Below are 20,714 nucleotides of genomic sequence, written 5' to 3' on the forward strand. Positions count from 1 at the left end.
TCGGTCCAGCGGAGCCATTCGTCGATTAGCCCGCCCGCTGCCTGCCAGCCGCGCCACTAGGGCAGCAAGCAGACAATGGAGGCAGGCATGATCGATCGGCGGCAATTCATGGCATCGGGCAGCGCGGCGGCCCTGGCGCTGGCGGCAGAGCCGGTGCTGGCCAAGGGCAAGTCGATGGGCGGCGATGCGCGGCTCAATGCCGTGCTCGACGCGGTGTTCCAGGACGGCATCGCCCGCTCGCCCGAAGCCGCGACCTCGCTCGGGCTGGACAAAGGCAAGCTGGCGCACCTGCGCGGGCAGCTGTCGCCCGCCACCGCTGCCGAACGCCAGGCCGATCTGGCGCGCGACCGGCGCTGGCGCGCCCGGGTCGAAGCGGTCAATCCCGCCGGGCTGACCGCTGCCGGCAAGCGCAACCGCGCGCTGGCGCTGTACATGATGGACCAGCGGATCACCGCCCCGGCGCGGTTCGAGCTTGATTCCGTGCAGCGCCCCTATCGGATTTTCCAGCAGGGCGGGGCCTATTTCCGGGTGCCGGATTTCCTCAATTCGCAGCACCCCGTCACCACGGTGGACGATGCCGAGGCCTACCTGTCGCGCCTGTCCGCCTTTGCCGGGCGGCTGGACGAGGACACCGCCGAACAGCGGGCCCAGTCGGAGCGCGGGTTTACCGCGCCGGGCTGGTCGCTCGACCTGACGCTGGGGCAGATGGCCAAGCTGCGCGGCCCGGCTGCGGCGGACAGCGGGCTGGTCAAATCGCTGGCCGACCGGGCGCGGGCCAAGGGCCTGCCGGGTGACTGGGCGGCGCGCGCGGCGAAGATCGTCGAAAGCGCGGTTTATCCCGCGCTCGACCGCCAGATCGCGCTGCTGACCGAGCTGCGCCGCACCACCCCGGCAGGCGATGGCGCCTGGCGCCTGCCGCGCGGCGAGGAAATCTACGCCGCTGCGCTGCAGCAGGCGACGACCACCAGCATGACCCCCGAACAGGTCCACCAGGCCGGGCTGGACCAGGTGGCCGATATCAGCGCCCAGCTGGACGAGATCCTGAAGGGCGCGGGGCTGACCCAGGGCGGGGTGGGTGAACGGCTGACCGCGCTGAACCAGCGACCCGAACAGCTCTATGCCAACACCGCTGCCGGGCGGAAGGAGCTGATCGACAGCCTCAACGCCGGGATGGCCGCGATGTGGGAACGGCTGCCCAAGGCGTTCGCCGATATTCCGCGCCAGCCGCTGGAAATTCGCGCGGTGCCGGCGGAAATCCAGGACGGGGCCAGCAACGGCTATTACAACCGCGCCTCGCTGGATGGCAGCCGCCCGGCGATATACTGGATCAACCTCAAGGACGTGGGCGACTGGCCGAAGTATTCGCTGCCGGCGCTTACCTATCACGAAGGGGTGCCGGGGCATCACCTGCAGGGTTCCTATTCCCAGCTGTCGGGCGATCTGCCGATGCTGCTGCGCAACATGTTCCTGTCTGCCTATGGCGAGGGCTGGGCGCTTTATGCCGAACAGGTGGCCGAGGAACTGGGCGCCTATCAGGGGATCGAGCGCGCGGGCTATCTGCAAAGCTTCCTGTTCCGCGCATCGCGGCTGGTGATCGACACCGGGCTGCACCACAAGCGCTGGAGCCGCGAGCAGGCGACCGACTACATGGTCCAGGTCACCGGCTTTGCCCGCCCGCGCTGCCAGCGCGAGGTGGAACGGTATTGCACCCAGATCGGCCAGGCCTGTTCCTACAAGATCGGGCACATGACCTGGGCCAGCCAGCGCAAGAAGGCCGAAGCCGCGCTTGGCAGCAAGTTCAGCCTGCCGTGGTTCCACGAGGTGCTGAAGGACGGCGTGATGCCGCTGTCGATGCTGGAAGCGCGGATCGACGAGCGGATCAGGGAGCGGCTGGCGCAGGGGTAATTACCCCTCGACCAGCTCCGCCAGTTCCAGCCAGCGTTCCTCGGCCGCGTCCTTTTCGGCGCGGGCGGCCTCGATTGCCTTGCTCAGCGCGGCGAATTTCGCCGGGTCGCGGGTGTAGAGGTTCGCGTCTGACAGCGCAGCCTCGTCGCGGGCGATCTGGGCGAGCAATTCCTCGATCCGGCTGGGCAGCAGATCGTAGTCGCGCTGGTCCTTGTAGGACAGCTTGGCCTTTTTGGGCGGCGGCGGGGGCAGCGGCGCGGCCACGTCGGCAGCGGCCTTCGCGGCTTTCGGCGCGTTGGCGGTGCGGCGCTGCTGGCGCTGCTTTTCCCAGTCGGCATAGCCGCCCGCGACGACATCGACCTTGCCGCTGCCGTCCAGCCCCAGCGTGACGGTAACCGTGCGGTCAAGGAAGTCGCGGTCGTGGCTGACGATCAGGACGGTGCCGTCGTAATCGGCGATCACTTCCTGCAGCAGGTCGAGCGTTTCGAGATCGAGATCGTTGGTCGGCTCGTCCAGCACCAGCAGGTTCGATTTGCGGGCAAATTCGCGCGCCAGCAGCAGGCGGCTGCGCTCCCCGCCCGACAGAGTGCCGACGCGGGCTTCGACCAGGCCGGGGTCAAACAGGAAGTCCTTGAGATAACCCTGGATGTGCTTGCGCACCCCGCGCACGTCGATCCAGTCGCCGCCTTCGGCCAGCACGTCGCGGATGCGCTTTTCCGGCGCCATCAGGCTGCGCTGCTGGTCGATCATCACCCCTTGCAGCGTCTTGGCGAGCGTAACGGTGCCGCTATCGGGCGCGAGTTCGCCGGTCAGCAGCTTGAGCAGGGTGGTCTTGCCCGCGCCGTTCGCGCCGACCAGGCCGATCCGGTCGCCCCGGGTGATGCGCAGCGAGAAGTCCTTGATGATCGTGCGGTCACCGAAGTGCTTGGTGACCTTGTCGGCGACGATCACCGCCTTGCTCTTGGCATCGTCGGTGGCGATGGCGAGCTTTGCCGCGCCTTGCGGGGTCAGCATGGCGGCGCGCTGGGCGCGCATCTCCCACAGTTTTTCCAGCCGGCCCTGGTTGCGCTTGCGCCGCGCGGTGACGCCGCGTTCCAGCCAGTGCGCCTCAAGCTTCAGCTTGGCGTCGAGCTTGTCGGCAGCGCGGGCTTCCTCGGCGTAGATCTGTTCCATCCAGGCTTCGTAGCCACCAAAGCCCACTTCCTTGCGGCGCAGCGAACCGCGGTCGAGCCACAGCGTTGCCTTGGTCAGCCGGGTCAGGAAGGTGCGGTCGTGGCTGATGACCACGAAAGCGCCCTTGTAGCGGTTCAGCCAGTCTTCCAGCCAGTCGATCGCGGCCAGGTCGAGGTGGTTGGTCGGTTCGTCCAGCAGCAGCAGATCAGGCTCGCTGGCGAGTGCACGGCACAGCGCGGCGCGGCGGCGTTCGCCCCCGCTGGCGCTGTTGGCATCACGCGACAGGTCGATGCCAAGCTGGCCGGCGATGGCCTCCACCTCGTGCCGGGGTGGGGCGTCCGGGCCGGACAGGGTGAAATCCAGCAGCGTATCGAACCCGGTGAAGAACGGGTCCTGTTCCAGCATGACCACGCGGGTGCCCGGCTGGATCGAGCGCTTGCCCTTGTCCGCCTCGATCTCGCCGCCGATCAGCTTGAGCAGGGTGGTCTTGCCCGCGCCGTTGCGCCCGATCAGCGCCAGCCGGTCACGCGGGGCGATGTGCAGGTCAAGGTCGCGGAAGAGCCAGCCAGAGCCTTGTTGCAGGCCCAGGCCTTCCCAGGAAAGTATCGGTGCGGCAGCCATGGTGGCAGGCCCCTAGCGGAACTGCGCGGCGAATGCGAGGGGAAGGGGGATGGGGGTTTGACACGCCGCCCCGCTTGGGGAAGGGAACGCCCATGCGCACAGTCTGGATCAATGGCGAATTCGTTCCCGAAACCGAAGCCAAGGTGTCGATCTTCGATCGCGGGCTGAATTTCGGGCAGGCGGTCTATGAAGTATCCCCGGTGCTGGACGGCCATTTCTGCAACTGGCCCCATCACCAGGCGCGGCTGGTGCGCTCGCTGGCGACGGTCGGGATCAGCGACGATACGCAGTGGCCGGAAATTCTGCGCGAATTGATCGCGCGCAATAACCTCGTCGAAGGGCGGGTCTACCTCCAGATCACCGGCGGCGCGCCGGCTGACCGCGATTTCCTCTCTCCATCGCCGCCCGCGCCGCCGACCCGCTTTGCCTTTACCCAGGCCGCGCAGATGGTGGACAGCCCGCTGGCCACGCGCGGGCTGCGGGTGATGCTGCACCCGGAAGGCCGCTGGACGGTGCGCAGCGCCAAGACCACCCAGCTGTTATACGCCGTCATGGCCAAGGAAACCGCGCGCGCGGCCGGGGTGGACGATGCCTGGTTCGTCGAAGATGGCCTGATCACCGAACAGACCAGCGCCAATGCCCACATCATCGACGCGCGCGGCGTGCTGGTCTCGCACCCGGTGGACTACGGCGTGCTGCCCGGAGTGACGCGGATCTGCACCTTGCAGATCGCCCGCGAGATGGGCCTTACGGTCGAGGAGCGACCCTTTACCCCTGACGAATTGTTCGCCGCGCGCGAGGCGTTTGTCTCCGCCGCCGGATCGCTGGTGCTGCCGGTGGTCGAAGTGGACGGCAAGCCGATCGGCAATGGCGGCCCCGGCACGCTGACCGCCGAGATCCGCGCCCGCTACATTGCCTTGCTCAAAGCCCAATGAACCATTCACCGCTTGTTCAAGGCCGCATGGCTAGGTCTGCCGGTATGTTTCGCAAATGCGCCATCCTGACCGCCGCGCTGCTGGCCCTGCCGATCACCGCGGCCCACGCTGGCCCGGCGGGTGAGCAATCGCAGGCCCGGCGGGAACTGCGCGCGGGCAAGATCCTGTCGGTCCGCGACATCGAAGCCACGGTGCTGCCGGCGATGAAGGGCTGGGAATACTTGGGCTTCGAATATGACCCCACGGCGCTGGCCTATCGGCTCAAGTTCCTGCGGCAGGGCAACGTGATGTTCATCGATGTCGATGCGAGAACCGGGGCTATCCTGCGCCAGACGCGTTGAGCCTTGCGGCGGACCGGCCTATAGCACTCGCAACAGACCCATTTCCCAGCACAAGGGACACCTGACATGCGCATCCTGATCGTCGAGGACGAACCGACCCTTGGCAAGCAGCTCAAGTCCACGCTGGAAGCCACCGGCTATGCCGTGGACCTGTCCACCGATGGCGAGGACGGCCATTTCATGGGCTCGACCGAGGATTACGACGCGGTGATCCTGGACCTTGGCCTGCCCGAGATTGACGGGCTGACCGTGCTGGGCATGTGGCGCAAGGAAGGCCGCAAGTTCCCCGTGCTGGTGCTGACCGCGCGTGACAGCTGGTCGGACAAGGTCGCCGGGCTGGATGCCGGGGCCGACGATTACCTGGCCAAGCCGTTCCAGACCGAGGAACTGATCGCCCGTCTGCGCGCGCTGATCCGCCGCGCTTCGGGCAATACCAGCAGCGAGCTGATCGCGGGCGACGTGCGACTGGACACCCGTTCGGGCCGCGTCACGCTGAACGGCGAGCCGGTGAAGCTGACCGCGCAGGAATACAAGCTCTTGTCCTACCTGCTGCATCACAAGGGCAAGGTCGTCAGCCGGACCGAGCTGATCGAACACATCTACGACCAGGATTTCGACCGGGATTCGAACACGATCGAAGTGTTCGTTACCCGGATCCGCAAGAAGCTGGGCGCCGATGTGATCACCACGATCCGCGGGTTGGGCTACAGCCTCGACGATCCGGCGCAGGCGCGCGGCTGACCCACGGATGAGCGAGACGGACCAGCCGCCTCGCAGCGAGACGGGGCCTGCGCACACCGGTTCGCTGGCGCGGCGCATGATGCTGATCGCGGCGGGCTGGATCACGGTCCTGCTGCTGGGCGGCGGGCTGGCGCTGGATCGCACGCTGGTCAGCCTGGTTACGCGCAATTTCGACAACCAGTTGGGCTACATGCTGACCGCGATGATCGGTTCGGCCGAAGTCGGTCCCGATGGCGAAGTGTTCTTCAACCGCCCGCTCGGCGACCAGCGCTTCCTCGAACCGAACAGCGGCCTCTACTGGCAGATCAGCGGCGATGGGCACGAGGATTTCCCCTCGCGCTCGCTGTGGGATCGCAGCCTGAAGGTCCACGGCGGCCACGTCGACAACGCGCCGCACACCTATGACAGCAACCAGTTCGCGGGCGAACCGCTGCGGATCATGGAACGCTCGATCAAGCTGCCGGGCAGCGATACGCGCTGGTGGTTCACCGTGGCCGAAAGCCGCAAGGAACTGGATGAACAGATCCGGCGGATCCGTTCGATCCTGGCCTGGTCGTTCGTGGTGCTGGGGCTGGGGCTGTTCCTGATGGCCATGGCGCAGACCTGGTATGGCCTTGGCCCGCTGCGCCGCGTGCGGCTGGCGATCCAGCGGATGCGCGCCGCCGGGGCCAACCGGGTGACCGAGCCGCTGCCGCTGGAAGTCCAGCCGCTGGTGCAGGAGCTCAACGCGCTGCTGGCCCATTCGCAGCGCCAGGCCGAAGAAGCCCGGACCCATGCCGGCAACCTGGCCCATGCGCTGAAGACCCCGCTGACGGTGGTGATGAACGCCGCCACCGCCAAGGCCCCGGACCTTTCGGAAACCGTGATCCGCGAAGCGGCGGTGATGCGCCGCCAGGTCGATCACCACCTGGCCCGCGCCCGCGCCGTCGGCCGCCGCGCGGTGGGCCAGGCGCGCGCCAGCGTGGGCGAAAGCGTGGAAGCGGTGCTGCGCGCAGTGACCCGCCTGTACGAGCGCACCCGCTTCGACCTTGACGGCAACCGCGATGCGATGATCGCGATCGAGCGGCAGGACCTTGACGAGATCCTCGGCAACCTGATCGAGAACGCGGCCAAGTATGGCGGCGGGTCGGTATTCGTCACGATGGACCCGACCGCCGAGACGGAGTGGTGCGAAGTCTGGGTCGAGGATGACGGCATGGGTATTCCCGAGGCGGAGCGCACCCGCATCTTCGATCGCGGCGCGCGGCTCGATACGGGCAAGCCGGGCACGGGGCTGGGTCTGGCGATCGTGCGCGACGTGGCGGAAATCTATGGTGGATCGGTCACGCTCGATGAAAGCGAGGACCTGGGCGGCCTCTTGGTCAAGCTGCGCTTGCCGCGGGCACGGGGGAACAAGTGATGCGCAAGGTGATGGCGGCGCTGGCGGGTCTGGCGCTGGGCGGGTGCAACATGGTCGTGTCCGAAAAGCCGTGGTTCGCCGCCGCCGATGCGTTGCAGCCGGGGCTGAAGGACGGGCTGTGGGTCAACCTCAAGGATGCGAAGTGCCGGTTCGATCCGGCCGAAGCGATCCAGGACTGGCCCGATTGCGCCCAGCCGATGCTGGTGCAGGGCGGATACTATCGCGGGCCAGGGCCGGGGCAGGACGATCCCGGGCAATTGCCGGACGTGGAAAAGTGGGAAAAGCTGGGGCATGTGCTGGCGGCGGGCGAACCGGCGATCGACCAGATCGACCTCTCATCCGCGGACGAGCCGGACGCGGCGAAGCCGACCAAGGGCTACCTCTACCTCGCCACCCGGATCACTGCCCGTGACGCGCAGGACCGCGTGGTCGAGGTGGTGCGCTGGCCGGTAGCCTGCGGGCCGCTGCCCAAGCGCAAGAACAAGGGCGCGGCGCGCGGTGCCGACTATGTCACGGCCACGCCATTCCCGGGTCTGGCGGTGAAGGATTCGATCTGCACCGCCAGCGACATCGCCGCGCTGCGCCGCGCTGCCGCCTTGAGCGAAAAGGTTGCCGTGCCCAATGGCACGCCGCCGATCACCAGCCGCTGGGTGCTCGATACGGCGCCCTGAGCGGGCGCGCGGCGCGGCGGTTTATTTCCCGCCCTGCGCCTGTTCGTGGTGGCGGATCACTTCATCGATAATGAAGCGGATGAACTTTTCCCCGAAGTCCGGATCAAGCTGGGCATCGGCGGCCAACCGGCGCAGCCGCTCGATCTGCCGTTCCTCGCGCCCCGGATCGGACGGGGGCAGGGTCTTTTCCGCCTTGTAGGCGCCCACCGCCTTGGTGATGCGGAAGCGTTCGGCCAGCATGTGGATCAGCGCCGCATCGATATTGTCGATCGAGGCGCGGAAATTGGCGAGGACGGGGTCGACAGAGGTTCCAGACATGGATGCTGCGCTAGCACGGCATTTCGAGCAATTCCATTGCTCCGTTTCAGGTTGATTCGAGCTTGCCTTCGCCCTGTCATGGGAGCAAGGGCACCCCGATGAGCGCCGATGTGATCCCCCTGCGCCCGCGCGCGGCCGAACCCTCGCTGCAACCGATGCTGTCGCTGACGGCGGACGGGATGAATTCGGTCAACGCCGTGATCCTCGACCGGATGCAAAGCCGCATTCCGCTGATTCCCGCCCTGGCCGGCCACCTGATCGCCGGCGGCGGCAAGCGGATGCGCCCGATGCTGACTCTCGCCGGGGCGGCGCTGTGCGGCTACGAAGGCTCGCGTCATTACAAGCTCGCCGCTGCGGTCGAATTCATCCACACCGCCACCTTGCTGCACGACGATGTGGTCGATGGCAGCGAACTGCGCCGGGGCAAGGCCACCGCCAATATCATCTTCGGCAATCCCGCGACCGTGCTGGTCGGCGATTTCCTGTTCACCCGCAGCTTCGAATTGATGGTCGAGGATGGCAGCCTGAAAGTGCTGAAGATCCTCTCGAACGCTAGTTCGGTGATCTCGGAAGGCGAGGTTGACCAGTTGACCGCCGCGCGCCAGATCGAAACGAGCGAGGATCGCTATCTCTCGATCATCGGCGCGAAGACCGCCGCGCTGTTCGCCGCCGCCACCCGCATCGCCGCCGTCGTCGCTGAAAAGAGCGAGGCGGAGGAACGCGCGCTGGAAGATTACGGCCGCAACCTGGGCATCGCCTTCCAGCTGGTCGACGATGCGATGGATTACGATTCCGAAGCCAGCGAAATGGGCAAGGGCAAGGGCGACGATTTCCGCGAAGGCAAGATGACCCTGCCGGTGATCCTCGCCTATGCCCGCGGCAGCGAGGACGAACGCGCGTTCTGGCGCGATGCCATCGCCGGGCACCGCACCAGCGATGCCGATCTGGCCCATGCCGTGGAACTGATCGCCCGCCAGGATACCGTCAGCGCCACGCGCGAGCGTGCCCGCCACTATGCCAGCCGCGCGATCGACGCGATCGCCATGTTCCCGGCCAGCGAAGCCAAGGCGGCCATGACCGAAGCGGCCGAATTCGCGGTTCATCGCCGCTTCTGATCCAGCCTTAGCTTCCCGTCGCCCACCGGCCACGTTCCGGCGTGAGCCGCGCCGTGCGTGCGGCGAATGGCGGTGCGGATTCACTGCGATTTAACCACGTAAATCCCACAGTAGCCGTGCTTGGGGGCCATCGTTTCGAACTACGACGAGGGCCATGAACATGATCGAATATCGCAATTCCCGCCCCGCAACAGTGATCGGCCCGATGGGCCGGTTGCTGACCGCCGACACTCTGCCACCAACCGATACGAGCCGCTGGGTCGCCAGCCGCAAGGCCCAGGTGGTGGTGGCGGTGGAAAGCGGCCTGCTGACGCTGGAACAGGTGCTGGCGCGCTACAATCTCAGTCACGAGGAATTCGCCAGCTGGCAGCGCGCGATGGACCGCGCCGGGGTATCCGGCCTGCGCGTCGCATCGGTCCGCCGCGAACGGGCGGCGCGGCGCCGGTCTGGTCCGGCGCACTTGCGGCTGATTCCGGGCTGACCGGACCGCCAGCGCGGGGCGGCTTGCAGCGCGCGCGCTTTCGCCTAATCAGGCGGGCGTGAGTGACCTGCCGATCCATGCCGTCCTGCCCCAGTTGCTGGCCGCCCTGCACGCGGGCAGCGGTGCCGTGCTGATCGCCTCGCCGGGCGCGGGCAAGACCACCTCGGTCGCGCCAGCGTTGCTGGACCAGCCGTGGTGCAGCGGCAGCGTGATCCTGCTCAGCCCGCGCCGGGTCGCGGCGCGCGCGGCGGCGGAACGCATGGCCGAACTGCTGGGCGAAGCACCGGGCGAAACCATCGGCTACCTGACCCGGCTCGACAGCAAGCGTTCGGCCCGCACCCGCGTGCTGGTGATGACCGAGGCGATCTTCGTTTCGACCATCACCAGCGATCCGGAACTGGCGGGCGTGTCCGCCGTCCTGTTCGACGAAGCGCACGAACGCCATCTCGATTCCGATCTTGGCCTCGCGCTCGCGATTGAAAGCCAGCAGGTGCTGCGCCCCGACCTGCGGCTGGTGGTGATGAGCGCGACGATCGACGGTGCGCGCTTTGCCAGCCTGCTCGGCGATGCCCCGGTGGTTGAAAGCGAAGGCAAGGCCCATCCGCTGGCGATCCGCTGGCTGGGCGCGCGCCCGGACCTCAGGACCGAGGACGCGATGACGAGCGCGGTGCTGACCGCCTGGCGCGAGGAGAGCGGCGACGTGCTCGCCTTCCTGCCCGGCGTGGGCGAGATCGAACGCGTGCGCGAACGGCTGGCGGAAAAGCTGCCCCAGGCGCTGCTCCTGCCCTTGCACGGCCAATGCGAACCCGCCGCCCAGCGCGCCGCGATCCGGCGCGATCCGCAAGGGCGGCGGCGGATCGTGCTGGCCACGGCGATTGCCGAAACCTCGCTCACCCTGGATGGCGTGTCGGTGGTGGTCGATGCCGGGCTGTCGCGCGGGGCCGAGTTCGACAAGGCCGCCGGTGTAACCCGGCTGGTCACCCACCGCGCCAGCCAGGCCGCCGCCGCGCAGCGCGCTGGCCGGGCCGCGCGGCAGGGGCCGGGCGTGGCCTACCGCTTGTGGGAAGAAGCCGCGCATCCGGGCCGCGCGCCATTCGATCCGCCGGAAATCCTGACGTCTGATCTTGCCCCGCTTCTGCTGACCCTGGCCGGCTGGGGCGCGGGCGATCCCGCTGCCCTGCCGTGGCTCGATCAGCCGCCACCTGCAGCATTGGCTGCAGCAAAGGCGCTGCTGCAATCGCTCGGCGCGCTCGACCAGGCGGGGCGGATCACGCAGCACGGGCGGGCGATGGCCAGCCTGCCGATGGAGCCGCGCCAGGCGCATATGCTGCTTTATGCTGCGCAGCATGGGGCCGAGCGCGATGCGGCGCGGCTGGCGCTGCTGCTCCAGGAACGCGGGCTTGGCGGGCGGGGTGAAGACCTGGCCGCGCGGCTCGACCGCTGGAATGCTGACCGTTCGGCGCGCGCCGATGCCTCGCGCAAATTGGCCGAGCGTTGGGCCAAGGCGGCGCGCGGGCTGGTCCAGGGGGCAGGGGGCGAGGCGCCGCCGCTGGGCGTGCTGCTGGCCGAAGGATTTCCCGACAACCTGGCCCGCCGCCGCTCTGCCACGGGCGAGGAATGGCTGGCTGCTGGCGGGCGGGGGCTGCGGCTCGATCCTGCATCCTCCCTGGCGCGCGCGCAGTGGCTGGCAGTCGGTGAAGCGCAGGGCGAGGCCAGGGGCGCACGGATCACCGGGGCGATCGCGCTCGACGAAGCCGAAGTCACCCGCTGGCTCGCCCACCGGATCGAGCGCCGCAGCACGTTGCGCTGGGTGGCGGACGAACACCGGGTTGAAGCCTTGCTGGAAAGCCGGCTGGGCGCGGTCACCCTGGCGCGCGGCCCCGATCCCTCGCCCGATCCCGATGCGCTGCGCCTGTTCCTGTGCGAACGCGTCCGCACCGAGGGGCTGGACCTGCTGCCGCTGTCCGGCGCCAGCCGCAGCCTGCTGCGCCGCGCCCGCTTTGCCGGGGTGGAGGTGCTGTTCGAAGAGAGCCTGCTCGCCGATCTCGAACAGTGGCTCGCTCCGCTGCTGGATCGGCGGCTGGATGCCGCGGCGCCCGGCAAGCTGCACGAGGCGCTGCGCGCGCGGCTGGACTATGCCGGGCAGCAGCAGCTTGAACGGCTGGCCCCGGGGCAGTTCACCAGCCCGGCGGGCAGCAGCCACGCCATTGACTATGACGATCCCGGCGGGCCTTCGGTGGAAGTGCGGGTCCAGGCGCTGTTCGGGCTCGACCGCCACCCCATGTTCGGCCAGCCGCCGCAGCCGCTGCTGCTCAAGCTGACCTCGCCGGGCGGCAAGCCGGTGCAGACCACCCGCGACCTGCCGGGTTTCTGGCGCGGATCGTGGAAGGACGTGCAGCGCGACATGAAGGGGCGCTATCCCAAGCACCGCTGGCCCGATGCGCCGTGGCAGGAGGACCCCAGCCTCAAGACAAAGAATGCGTTCGAAGCATCCCGTCGCTCTTGATTTCCGGCGCGATTCGGCAGAAAGCGCCGCCATGCCCGCACGTATCTATCAGCGCCCGAAGAACGCCATGCAGTCCGGCAAGGCTCTGCTTGGCCAGTGGATCCTCGAATTCGCGCCGGCGGAGGCGCGCAAGGCCGACCCGCTGATGGGTTGGACCGGATCGGGTGACACGCAAAGCCAGGTGGTGCTGAAGTTCGATTCCGCCGACGCGGCCAAGGCCTATGCCGAAAAGTACGGCATCCCGGCCGAAATGCACGCCACTCCGCCGCGCCGTCTCAAGCTGCAAAGCTACGCCGACAACTTTCGCTGAGCGAACCGCCGCGCCTGCTGCCTGACCTGTAGGGAGGGGTTGAGGCGGGCGCGTCGATTGCCTGGGTCGCGCTGTGAAGCAACCGGCGACGCCCGCCTCGCCCATCCCAGGGGAGGGAAGGGCTGGATGAACCGCCAGAACGGCGAGTCGAGACAATGATTAACCCGATTCGCCTCGAACGGACTTGCGCAAACGCGACATGCCCGCCATATGCCCGCCCGGGAGTCGGTCGGACGCTTGCGTCCGCCAACCTGGTCAGGTCCGGAAGGAAGCAGCCACAACGGGTTGCGGCGGGTCGGCCGGCTCCTTTTCCCCATTCGACAAGCGCGCGCTGAAACCCTACCTAGGGACCATGGACGATTCCCCCGACATCTTCGGTGCAGAGCCGGAAGACGAGGCCCCTTCGGCTGCCGAGCTTGAGGCGGCGGGCCAGTCTTCGATGTTCGGTGGTCCGGCCCCCGCAACACCGCCGGTGGCTTCGGCCGCGCCTGCGCAGCAGCCGGTGGTCGCCGCTGCTCCGGCGCAGCCTTACCGCGTGCTGGCGCGCAAGTACCGTTCTCAGACCTTTGCCGAGTTGATCGGGCAGGACGCGATGGTCCAGACCCTGGCCAACGCGATCAAGCGTGACCGGCTGGCCCATGCCTTCCTGATGACCGGCATTCGCGGGGTCGGCAAGACCAGCACCGCGCGGCTGATCGCCAAGGCGCTGAACTGCATCGGCCCGGACGGGCAGGGCGGGCCGACGATCGATCCGTGCGGTCAGTGCGAACCCTGCGTGGCGATTGCCGAAGGCCGGCATATCGACGTGATCGAGATGGACGCCGCCAGCCATACCGGCGTCGACGACGTGCGCGAGATCATCGAGGCGGTGCGCTATGCGGCCGTTTCCGCGCGTTACAAGATCTACATTATCGACGAAGTCCACATGCTGTCGCGCAACGCGTTCAACGCGCTGCTCAAGACGCTGGAGGAACCGCCGCCGCACGTGAAGTTCCTGTTCGCCACGACCGAGGTGGACAAGCTGCCGGTCACGGTCCTGTCGCGCTGCCAGCGCTTCGACCTGCGGCGCATTCCGGCGGAGCTGCTGGCGCAGCATTTCGCCGCGATCTGCGACAAGGAAGGCGTCACCGCCGATGCGGAAGCGCTGGCGATGATCGCGGCCGCCGCCGAAGGTTCGGTGCGCGACGGATTGTCGATCCTCGACCAGGCGATTGCCCATGCGGACCTGGGCGGCGATGGCCGGGTTTCTGCCGCGCAGGTGCGCGAGATGCTGGGCCTGGCCGACAAGTCGGTCCAGCGCCGCCTTTACGCCGCGCTGCTGGCCGGGGACGGGGCGCAGCTGCTCGACCTGATCGACCAGCAATTCGCGCTGGGCGTGGAACCGCTGGCGCTGCTGCGCGGGGCCATGGACCTGACCCACCGCGTCACCGTTGCCCAACTTGGCAAGGGCGATGACAGCGCCATCGCGCCCGAGGAAAAGGCCGCGATCGAGGAGTGGGCCGGGGCGCTGACCCCAGGCCAGCTGCACCGCCTGTGGCAATTGCTGCTGAAAGGCCATGACGAGGTGCGCACCGCGCCCGATCCGCTGGTCGCGGCGAAAATGGCGCTGCTGCGCGTGCTGCATGCCGCCGACATGCCCGATCCGGGCGCGCTGGTGAAAAAGCTGGAAGACCTGGCTGCCCAGGGCGGCGCGACCTTTGCCGCGCCAGCGGGCGCACCGCCTGCCGGGCAAGGTGCGCCTGCCGCCGCCGCGCCGCCGCCGGCGCTCGCCGGGCAGGACTGGAAGGCGCTGGTCGAACGGGTTGACCAGTCCGGCCAGCTGCGCGTTGCCCAGGTCATGCATGACTGGGTGCGGGTGATCGACCTGAAGCCCGGCGAGCTGCTTTACACGCTGGCGCCGGGCTTTTCCGGCGATGTCGGCGCAGACCTGCGCGATGCGCTGCTGCGCGCGACGGGCGAACGCTGGCAGGTGACGCGGGGCGAAGGCGATGCCCGCCCGACCTTGCGCGAACTGGCCGAGCAGGCCCGCGAGGCCGACCGCGAGGCACTGCTGCGCTCGCCGCTGGTCGAAGCTACCATGGCCGCCTTTCCGGGGGCCGAAATCGTTGATGAAAAAGCCGAAGCCCGCGTTGTCGGGCAACAAGGCCAGAACTGGAGAAACCGCGCGTGAAGTCGATGGAAGAGATGATCAAGGCCGCCCAGGCTGCCGCCGAGACCATCCAGAAGCAGATGACCGAAAGCCAGTCGAAGCTCGACGGGATCGAGGTCGAGGGCAAGGCGGGTGGCGGCCTGGTGACCATTCGCGCTTCGGCCAAGGGGCGGATCATCGGCGTGGCGATCGACGACAGCCTGCTGGTTCCGGCTGACAAGGGCATCCTCGAAGACCTGGTCGCCGCTGCCTTCAACGATGCCCGCGCCAAGGCGGACGAAGTGGCCGGGCAGGAAATGGCCCGTATGCAACAGGGCATGGGCCTGCCGCCGGGCTTCAAGCTGCCGGGCATGTAAGCCGGAGCGGGGGGAACCGGGCCATCTGGCCCGGTCCGCCCAGCTGTGTTTCTACCGGGCTCGCTCGATCACGACGCCGCCCTTGATCACCCCGTCGACGCTTTCCAGCTCGCGCACATTGGCCAGCGGATCTCCGTCCACCGCGACCAGATCGGCATAGCGCCCCACCGCGATCTGCCCGACATCGCTTTCCTTGCCCAGTGCCTGCGCCGCGTTCAGCGTCGCGGCGCGGATCGCGTCGAGCGGGGTCATGCCATAGGTCACCATGGTGTTGAACTGCCGGCCGACCAGGCCGTGCGGCATCACCCCGGCATCGCTGCCGAATACCATCCGCACCCCGGCCTTGTGGGCCTTGCGGAAGTTGTCGCGCTGGAGCTGGCCGATTTCCCGGTCCTTGCGCAGGTTGTCTTCCAGCACGCCGTTCTTCTTGCCTTCGGCCTGGGTGTAATCGGTGTTGTAGATGTCCATCGCGAACCACACCGGACGGGCGCGGGCCGCGGCCAGCTTGATCCCTTCATCGTCGACCAGGCTGGCGTGTTCGATCGTGTCGATGCCCGAACGGATCGCTGTCTTGATCCCCGCCGCGCCGTGGGCATGGGCCGCCACGCGCAGCCCCCACATGTGCGCTTCATCGGCAATCGCGGTCAGTTCCGCCTCGGTCAGCTGCTGCTGGCCCGGCTCGGTATTGTGCGAGAATACGCCGCCGGTGGCGCAGACCTTGATTACGCTCGCGCCGTACTTGCGCTGGCGGCGCACCTGGTGGCGCAGCTCGTCGGGCGTATCGCCCACGCCTTCGGCCTTGCCCGGCTTTTCCATGCTGGGCGGCAGGCCGGTGGTGTCGCAGTGCCCGCCGGTGCTGCCCAGCGCATAGCCCGCGCCGACGATGCGCGGGCCGATCACATAGCCCTGATCGATCGCCTGCATCAGGCCGATGTCGTTGCGGTTGGCCGAACCGACGTTTCGCACCGTGGTAAAGCCCGCGTCCAGCATCGCCCGGCCGTTGCTGACGGCGGTCATCGCAAAGAAGCTGTCGGTGTATTCAAGGCCGCGCCAGCCGCCGATGTCGGCCGGGCTGTCGAGGTGCACGTGCATGTCGATCAGTCCCGGCACCAGGGTCCTGGCGCCCATGTCGGTGTGGCGCACACCGGCTCCCCACCGCACCGTGCGGGCATCGGCAATCGCGCTGATCCGCCCGTCCGCGCCGACGAAGATCGCCGGATGCTCGACATATTTGCCGCTTGTCACATCAAGATAGCGCGCCGCGGTGATCACCGTCTGGGGTGCGGGGCCCGCTGCATCGGCCCAGGCAGGGTGGGCGGCGGCAGTGCAGGCCAGCAGGCTGGCAAGCGCGGCGATCTTGTACTTGTGCATCTGGTCGAATCCCCTGGATCGGCAAAGCGCCATGGTGCGGAGCCAAGGCCCGCTTGGCAATGTCTGGCGCATGATCGGCCACCGCAGGCTTCCCATCCACAGCCCTGCGGTATGCCCCCATTGCACCGGACCGGGGGCAACCCCATATCCCGGAACAAGGGCGGGATTCACCCGCATCGGCCTATGTCTTGCAGGCCGGAATGGACGGATTTGAAATGACGACTTTGCTACCCCTGCTGCCGCTTCGCGACATTGTCGTGTTCCCCGGCATGGTTGTTCCCCTGTTCGTCGGCCGCGAAAAGTCGGTCGCCGCGCTCGAAGCCGCGATGGCCAGCGACAAGGGCGAGGGCGACAAGGACATCTTCCTGCTCGCCCAGCTCGATCCGGGCTGCGACGATCCCGAGCGCGACGACCTCTACGATATTGGCGTTGTCGCCACCGTGCTCCAGCTGCTCAAGCTGCCCGATGGCACCGTGCGCGTGCTGGTCGAGGCGAAGCAGCGCGGCCAGCTGGGCGCGCTGCGGCTGGAACAGGCCAGCACCGGCGAAATGATGGTGGCGCAGGTCGAACGGCTCGATCCGGTCACCGTGTCGGGCACCGAAGTGTCTGCGATGATGCGCAGCGTGGTCGATACTTTCGCCGAATATGCCAAGCTCAACAAGAAGCTGCCGCAGGACGCCGGCGAGAACCTGGGCGAGATCGTCGATGCCGCCGTGCTGGCTGACAACGTGGCCGCGCACATCCAGGCCAAGGTGTCCGACAAGCAGGCGATGCTGAGCGAGGCCGACCCGCTCAAGCGGCTGGAAATGGCCCATTCCTTCATGGAAGGCGAGCTGGGCGTGCTGCAGGTGGAGCGCAAGATCCGTGGCCGCGTGAAGCGCCAGATGGAAAAGACCCAGCGCGAATACTACCTCAACGAACAGCTCAAGGCGATCCAGAGCGAACTGGGCGGCGACGGCGATGAAGCCAACGAGCTGCAGGAACTGCAGGACAAGATCGACAAGCTGAAGCTGTCGAAGGAAGCCCGCACCAAGGCCAATGCCGAGCTCAAGAAGCTCAAGACCATGCAGCCGATGAGCGCGGAAGCCACCGTGATCCGCAACTACCTCGACGTGCTGCTGGGCCTGCCATGGGGCAAGAAGAGCAAGCTCAAGAAGGACATTCACGCGGCGCAGGCGGTGCTGGATGCGGACCACTATGCGCTCGACAAGGTCAAGGACCGGATCGTCGAATACCTCGCGGTCCAGGCCCGCACCAACAAGCTGAAGGGGCCGATCCTGTGCCTCGTCGGCCCGCCGGGCGTGGGCAAGACCTCGCTCGGCAAGTCGATCGCCAAGGCGACCGGGCGCCAGTTCATCCGCCAGTCGCTGGGCGGGGTGCGCGACGAAGCGGAAATCCGCGGGCATCGCCGCACCTACATCGGCTCGCTGCCGGGCAAGATCGTGTCGAACCTGAAGAAGGCCGGGACCAGCAATCCGCTGTTCCTGCTCGATGAGATCGACAAGCTGGGCCAGGACTTCCGCGGCGATCCGGCCTCGGCGCTGCTTGAAGTGCTGGATCCCGAACAGAACAGCAAGTTCCAGGACCACTATCTGGAGCTGGACTACGACCTGTCCGACGTGATGTTCGTCTGCACGGCCAACAGCCTCAACCTGCCGCAGCCGCTGCTCGACCGGATGGAGATCATCCGGCTCGAAGGCTATACCGAGGACGAGAAGGTCGAGATTGCCGAACGCCACCTGATCGCCAAGCAAGTCGAGGCGCACGGGCTGAAGGCCGGGGAATTCACCCTGACCAGCGAGGGCCTGCGCGATCTGATCCGCTATTATACCCGCGAAGCCGGGGTCCGCACGCTGGAGCGCGAAATCGCGCGGCTGGTGCGCAAGAGCCTGCGCCAGATCCTGGAAGGCAAGACCAAGACCGTCACCATCACGCCCGAGAACCTGGGCGAGTTTGCCGGGGTGCAGAAATTCCGCCACGGCGTGTCGGAAGAGGAGCACCAGGTCGGCGCGGTCACGGGCCTCGCCTGGACATCGGTTGGCGGCGAACTGCTGACCATCGAAAGCGTCACCGTGCCGGGCAAGGGCGGGATCAAGACCACCGGCAAGCTGGGCGAAGTGATGAATGAGAGCGTCCAGGCGGCGTTCAGCTTCGTCCGCGCCCGTTCGCCGGCCTATGGGATCAAGCCCAGCCTGATTTCGCGCAAGGACATCCACATTCACTTGCCCGAAGGGGCGGTGCCCAAGGATGGCCCCAGCGCCGGGATCGGCATGGTCACCTCGATCGTTTCGTGCCTCACGGGCATCGCGGTGCGCAAGGACGTGGCGATGACCGGCGAGGTCACGCTGCGCGGACGGGTGCTGGCGATCGGCGGGCTCAAGGAAAAGCTGCTTGCCGCGCTGCGCGGGGGCATCAAGACCGTCCTGATCCCCGAGGAGAATCGCAAGGACCTGGCCGAAATCCCCGCCAACATCCGCGAGGGGCTGGAAATCATCCCGGTTTCCCATGTCGACGAGGTGCTCGAACGGGCGTTGGTGACCATGCCCGAGCCGATCGAATGGACCGAGGCGGACGATCTGGCCAGCCAGCCCGGCGCGGGCGCTGCGGCGGGCGGCGGGGCATCCCCCACGGCGCACTGATTCTTGCTGCAACGCAGCGATTTAGGGGTGATTCCCGAGTCGCTGCGCTGCATCATTGCCCGCCCCGGGCACGGCAAGCGTCAACCCGCCCGAATTTGGCGTCGAAAAGTGGATAATCGCGGGATTTTTCGCTGGATTGGCTTTGACAGTGCGCCGAAAAATCGCTCAATTCCGCCATCTCTTGAGGCGATTCAAAAGATACAACCCAAGTTTCGAAAGGTAGGGGGATTCCCGCATGAACAAGAACGAACTGATTAGCGCCGTTGCGGATTCGAGCGGCCTGACCAAGAGCGACGCCACCAAGGCTGTCGAAGGCGTGTTCGATGCCATCACCGGCGCTCTGAAGAGCGGCGACGAAGTGCGTCTCGTTGGCTTCGGCACCTTCTCGGTGGCCAAGCGCAAGGCGTCGACCGGCCGCAACCCGCGCACCGGCGAACCGATGAAGATCAAGGCTTCGGCCCAGCCGAAGTTCAAGGCCGGCAAGGGCCTGAAGGACGCCGTCAACTAAGACGCGCCTCTGACGCAGGCCGCATCGCCTCGCGGTCTGACCGAATTCCTCGCGCCGCGCTTGTCCCAGGACAGGCGCGGCGCTTGGCTTTTGGGTTTGGAGGTGGTTCAGCCGGCGGGCTTGGCTTTCACGACGGTCGGCTTGCTCTGGAATGAAACCAGCTTCGAGAACACCCAGGCTACCGCCATCGCCGCCGCCACGGCCAGCGCCTGCACCCAGGCGTCGCGGCCGAGTGCTTCCGACACCCAGACCAGCACGGTCAGGTGGACGCAGTAGAGCGGCAGCGAGAAGGTGCCGAGCCATTCCATCGGCGCTTTCAGCGCCTGCGGCGGGTTGCTCATCGCCACCAGCCACATCACCGCGGGCAGGAACAGCATTACAAACACCAGGTCGCCATTGGCCGTGGTCAGCGGCAGGCTGGGCACCGCGGCGATCCCGATCACCGGCACCACCATTGCCAGCCACCACGGCAGGCCGGGGGTGCGAAGGCCGTCCTTGTACTTGCGCCCGATCCACACCCCCAGGACATAGGAAAAGCCGACGCGCGGCAGGCCCATCCACCAGGTCTTCCAGGTCGGGGCATCGACCCCCATCGTGTCGGAGCGGTGCAGTTGCACGGTGTGGATCAGCCAGGCGCCCAGCGCCAGCGCCAGCACCAGCATGGCGCGGGTCGGCACTTTCTTCAGCGCCAGGGCGTGAATGAAATTGGCCAGCAATTCATAGAACAGCGTCCATTGCGGCCCGTTGAAGCGATAGAACGGTCCGCTGCCGGCCAGGCTGGGGATCATCGCCAGGTCCAGTGCCAGCCACAGCAGCAGGGTCAGCGGGTCGGCCATGCCGATGGAAAAGGCGCGCAGCGCCGCAACCCCCGCGCCAACCGCGACCAGCGGCCACAGCCGCACGAACCGCGCCTTGGTGAATTCGAAGGCGCCGATTCCGGCATTGAGCTTCTTTTCCGTCGAAACCGCCAGCACGAACCCGCTGAGCAGGAAGAACATGTCGACGAACAGGTAGCCGCGCACGAACAACCCGTTCACCCGGTAGACGATGTCGAGGTGGTAAAGCATGATCATGAAGGCCGCGATCCCGCGCAGCCCGTCGAGCTGGAACAGCCGCGCCGGATGCGCTGGTGCCGTGCCTGCTGCCTGTGTCATGCCAAATTCCCCCGTGTCCCG

At 67.4% G+C, this 20,714-nt stretch carries 18 protein-coding genes and 1 other RNA gene; 15 read left to right on the forward strand and 4 right to left on the reverse strand.

Translation table 11 applies throughout. The features are described 5' to 3' along the window. Window positions 1-90 precede the first annotated feature (90 nt). Complete coding sequence (locus ACE3N9_RS12020) at window positions 91-1,905, forward strand: DUF885 family protein (RefSeq protein WP_374284042.1); 1,815 nt, start codon at window positions 91-93, stop codon at window positions 1,903-1,905. On the opposite strand, the gene ACE3N9_RS12025 is transcribed toward ACE3N9_RS12020, so the two are convergent. After that, entirely contained in the window at window positions 1,906-3,699 is a 1,794-nt protein-coding gene (locus tag ACE3N9_RS12025) for an ABC-F family ATP-binding cassette domain-containing protein (protein ID WP_374283972.1), read from the reverse strand. Between the two features lie 92 nt (window positions 3,700-3,791). Between ACE3N9_RS12025 and ACE3N9_RS12030 the strand changes: the two genes are divergently transcribed. The 5 genes from ACE3N9_RS12030 (at window position 3,792) to ACE3N9_RS12050 (ending at window position 7,786) form a co-directional block, all read left to right on the forward strand. Further along, window positions 3,792-4,634 (forward strand): aminotransferase class IV, encoded by an 843-nt coding sequence (locus tag ACE3N9_RS12030; protein WP_374283974.1) that lies wholly within the window; start codon window positions 3,792-3,794, stop codon window positions 4,632-4,634. 26 nt (window positions 4,635-4,660) lie between these two features. Next, a complete protein-coding gene (locus ACE3N9_RS12035; RefSeq protein ID WP_374283975.1) occupies window positions 4,661-4,975 on the forward strand; it encodes a hypothetical protein in 315 nt (104 codons plus the stop codon). A 66-nt stretch (window positions 4,976-5,041) separates the two neighbouring features. Then, the gene (locus tag ACE3N9_RS12040) at window positions 5,042-5,716 is read left to right on the forward strand and encodes a response regulator transcription factor (protein ID WP_374283976.1); all 675 of its coding nucleotides are present in this window, start codon (window positions 5,042-5,044) and stop codon (window positions 5,714-5,716) included. 7 nt (window positions 5,717-5,723) lie between these two features. After that, entirely contained in the window at window positions 5,724-7,115 is a 1,392-nt protein-coding gene (locus ACE3N9_RS12045) for an ATP-binding protein (RefSeq protein ID WP_374283978.1), read from the forward strand. Then, window positions 7,115-7,786, forward strand: a complete 672-nt coding sequence (locus ACE3N9_RS12050) for a hypothetical protein (RefSeq protein WP_374283979.1) — start codon at window positions 7,115-7,117, stop codon at window positions 7,784-7,786. Before ACE3N9_RS12045 ends, ACE3N9_RS12050 begins: the two co-directional genes overlap by 1 nt. 21 nt (window positions 7,787-7,807) lie before the next feature. Here the strand turns inward: ACE3N9_RS12050 and ACE3N9_RS12055 are convergent, their stop codons facing one another. Then, a complete protein-coding gene (locus tag ACE3N9_RS12055; protein ID WP_374283980.1) occupies window positions 7,808-8,104 on the reverse strand; it encodes a chorismate mutase in 297 nt (98 codons plus the stop codon). A gap of 98 nt (window positions 8,105-8,202) precedes the next feature. Here ACE3N9_RS12055 and ACE3N9_RS12060 point away from each other — a divergent pair, with 98 nt between their 5' ends. The 7 genes from ACE3N9_RS12060 (at window position 8,203) to ACE3N9_RS12090 (ending at window position 15,021) form a co-directional block, all read left to right on the forward strand. Continuing rightward, entirely contained in the window at window positions 8,203-9,219 is a 1,017-nt protein-coding gene (locus tag ACE3N9_RS12060; RefSeq protein WP_374283981.1) for a polyprenyl synthetase family protein, read from the forward strand. A 160-nt stretch (window positions 9,220-9,379) separates the two neighbouring features. After that, window positions 9,380-9,700, forward strand: coding sequence for a DUF1153 domain-containing protein (locus tag ACE3N9_RS12065; RefSeq protein ID WP_374284043.1), 321 nt, complete (start codon window positions 9,380-9,382; stop codon window positions 9,698-9,700). A gap of 58 nt (window positions 9,701-9,758) precedes the next feature. After that, window positions 9,759-12,206 (forward strand): ATP-dependent helicase HrpB, encoded by a 2,448-nt coding sequence (gene hrpB, locus ACE3N9_RS12070; protein ID WP_374283982.1) that lies wholly within the window; start codon window positions 9,759-9,761, stop codon window positions 12,204-12,206. A gap of 31 nt (window positions 12,207-12,237) precedes the next feature. Next, window positions 12,238-12,516: an ETC complex I subunit gene (locus ACE3N9_RS12075; protein ID WP_374283984.1), complete on the forward strand. Its 279-nt coding sequence runs from the start codon at window positions 12,238-12,240 to the stop codon at window positions 12,514-12,516. Window positions 12,517-12,734: 218 nt separating this feature from the next. Continuing rightward, window positions 12,735-12,829: signal recognition particle sRNA small type (gene ffs, locus ACE3N9_RS12080), an RNA gene on the forward strand. 39 nt (window positions 12,830-12,868) lie between these two features. After that, window positions 12,869-14,686, forward strand: a complete 1,818-nt coding sequence (locus ACE3N9_RS12085) for a DNA polymerase III subunit gamma/tau (RefSeq protein ID WP_374283985.1) — start codon at window positions 12,869-12,871, stop codon at window positions 14,684-14,686. Further along, window positions 14,683-15,021 carry a YbaB/EbfC family nucleoid-associated protein gene (locus ACE3N9_RS12090; RefSeq protein WP_374283986.1) on the forward strand — a complete coding sequence of 113 codons (339 nt, stop codon included), beginning with the start codon at window positions 14,683-14,685 and terminating at the stop codon, window positions 15,019-15,021. Before ACE3N9_RS12085 ends, ACE3N9_RS12090 begins: the two co-directional genes overlap by 4 nt. 51 nt (window positions 15,022-15,072) lie before the next feature. On the opposite strand, the gene ACE3N9_RS12095 is transcribed toward ACE3N9_RS12090, so the two are convergent. Next, window positions 15,073-16,392, reverse strand: a complete 1,320-nt coding sequence (locus ACE3N9_RS12095) for an amidohydrolase family protein (RefSeq protein WP_374283988.1) — start codon at window positions 16,390-16,392, stop codon at window positions 15,073-15,075. 215 nt (window positions 16,393-16,607) lie between these two features. Here ACE3N9_RS12095 and lon point away from each other — a divergent pair, with 215 nt between their 5' ends. Next, on the forward strand, window positions 16,608-19,031 hold the full coding sequence (gene lon / locus ACE3N9_RS12100; protein WP_374284044.1) for an endopeptidase La: 2,424 nt from the start codon (window positions 16,608-16,610) through the stop codon (window positions 19,029-19,031). 235 nt (window positions 19,032-19,266) lie between these two features. Continuing rightward, a complete protein-coding gene (locus tag ACE3N9_RS12105; RefSeq protein ID WP_374283989.1) occupies window positions 19,267-19,539 on the forward strand; it encodes an HU family DNA-binding protein in 273 nt (90 codons plus the stop codon). Between the two features lie 107 nt (window positions 19,540-19,646). Here the strand turns inward: ACE3N9_RS12105 and ACE3N9_RS12110 are convergent, their stop codons facing one another. Continuing rightward, window positions 19,647-20,693 carry an acyltransferase family protein gene (locus ACE3N9_RS12110; RefSeq protein ID WP_374283990.1) on the reverse strand — a complete coding sequence of 349 codons (1,047 nt, stop codon included), beginning with the start codon at window positions 20,691-20,693 and terminating at the stop codon, window positions 19,647-19,649. Window positions 20,694-20,714: the final 21 nt, after the last annotated feature.

This window comes from Novosphingobium sp. (assembly GCF_041905565.1).
Classification (GTDB): domain Bacteria; phylum Pseudomonadota; class Alphaproteobacteria; order Sphingomonadales; family Sphingomonadaceae; genus Novosphingobium.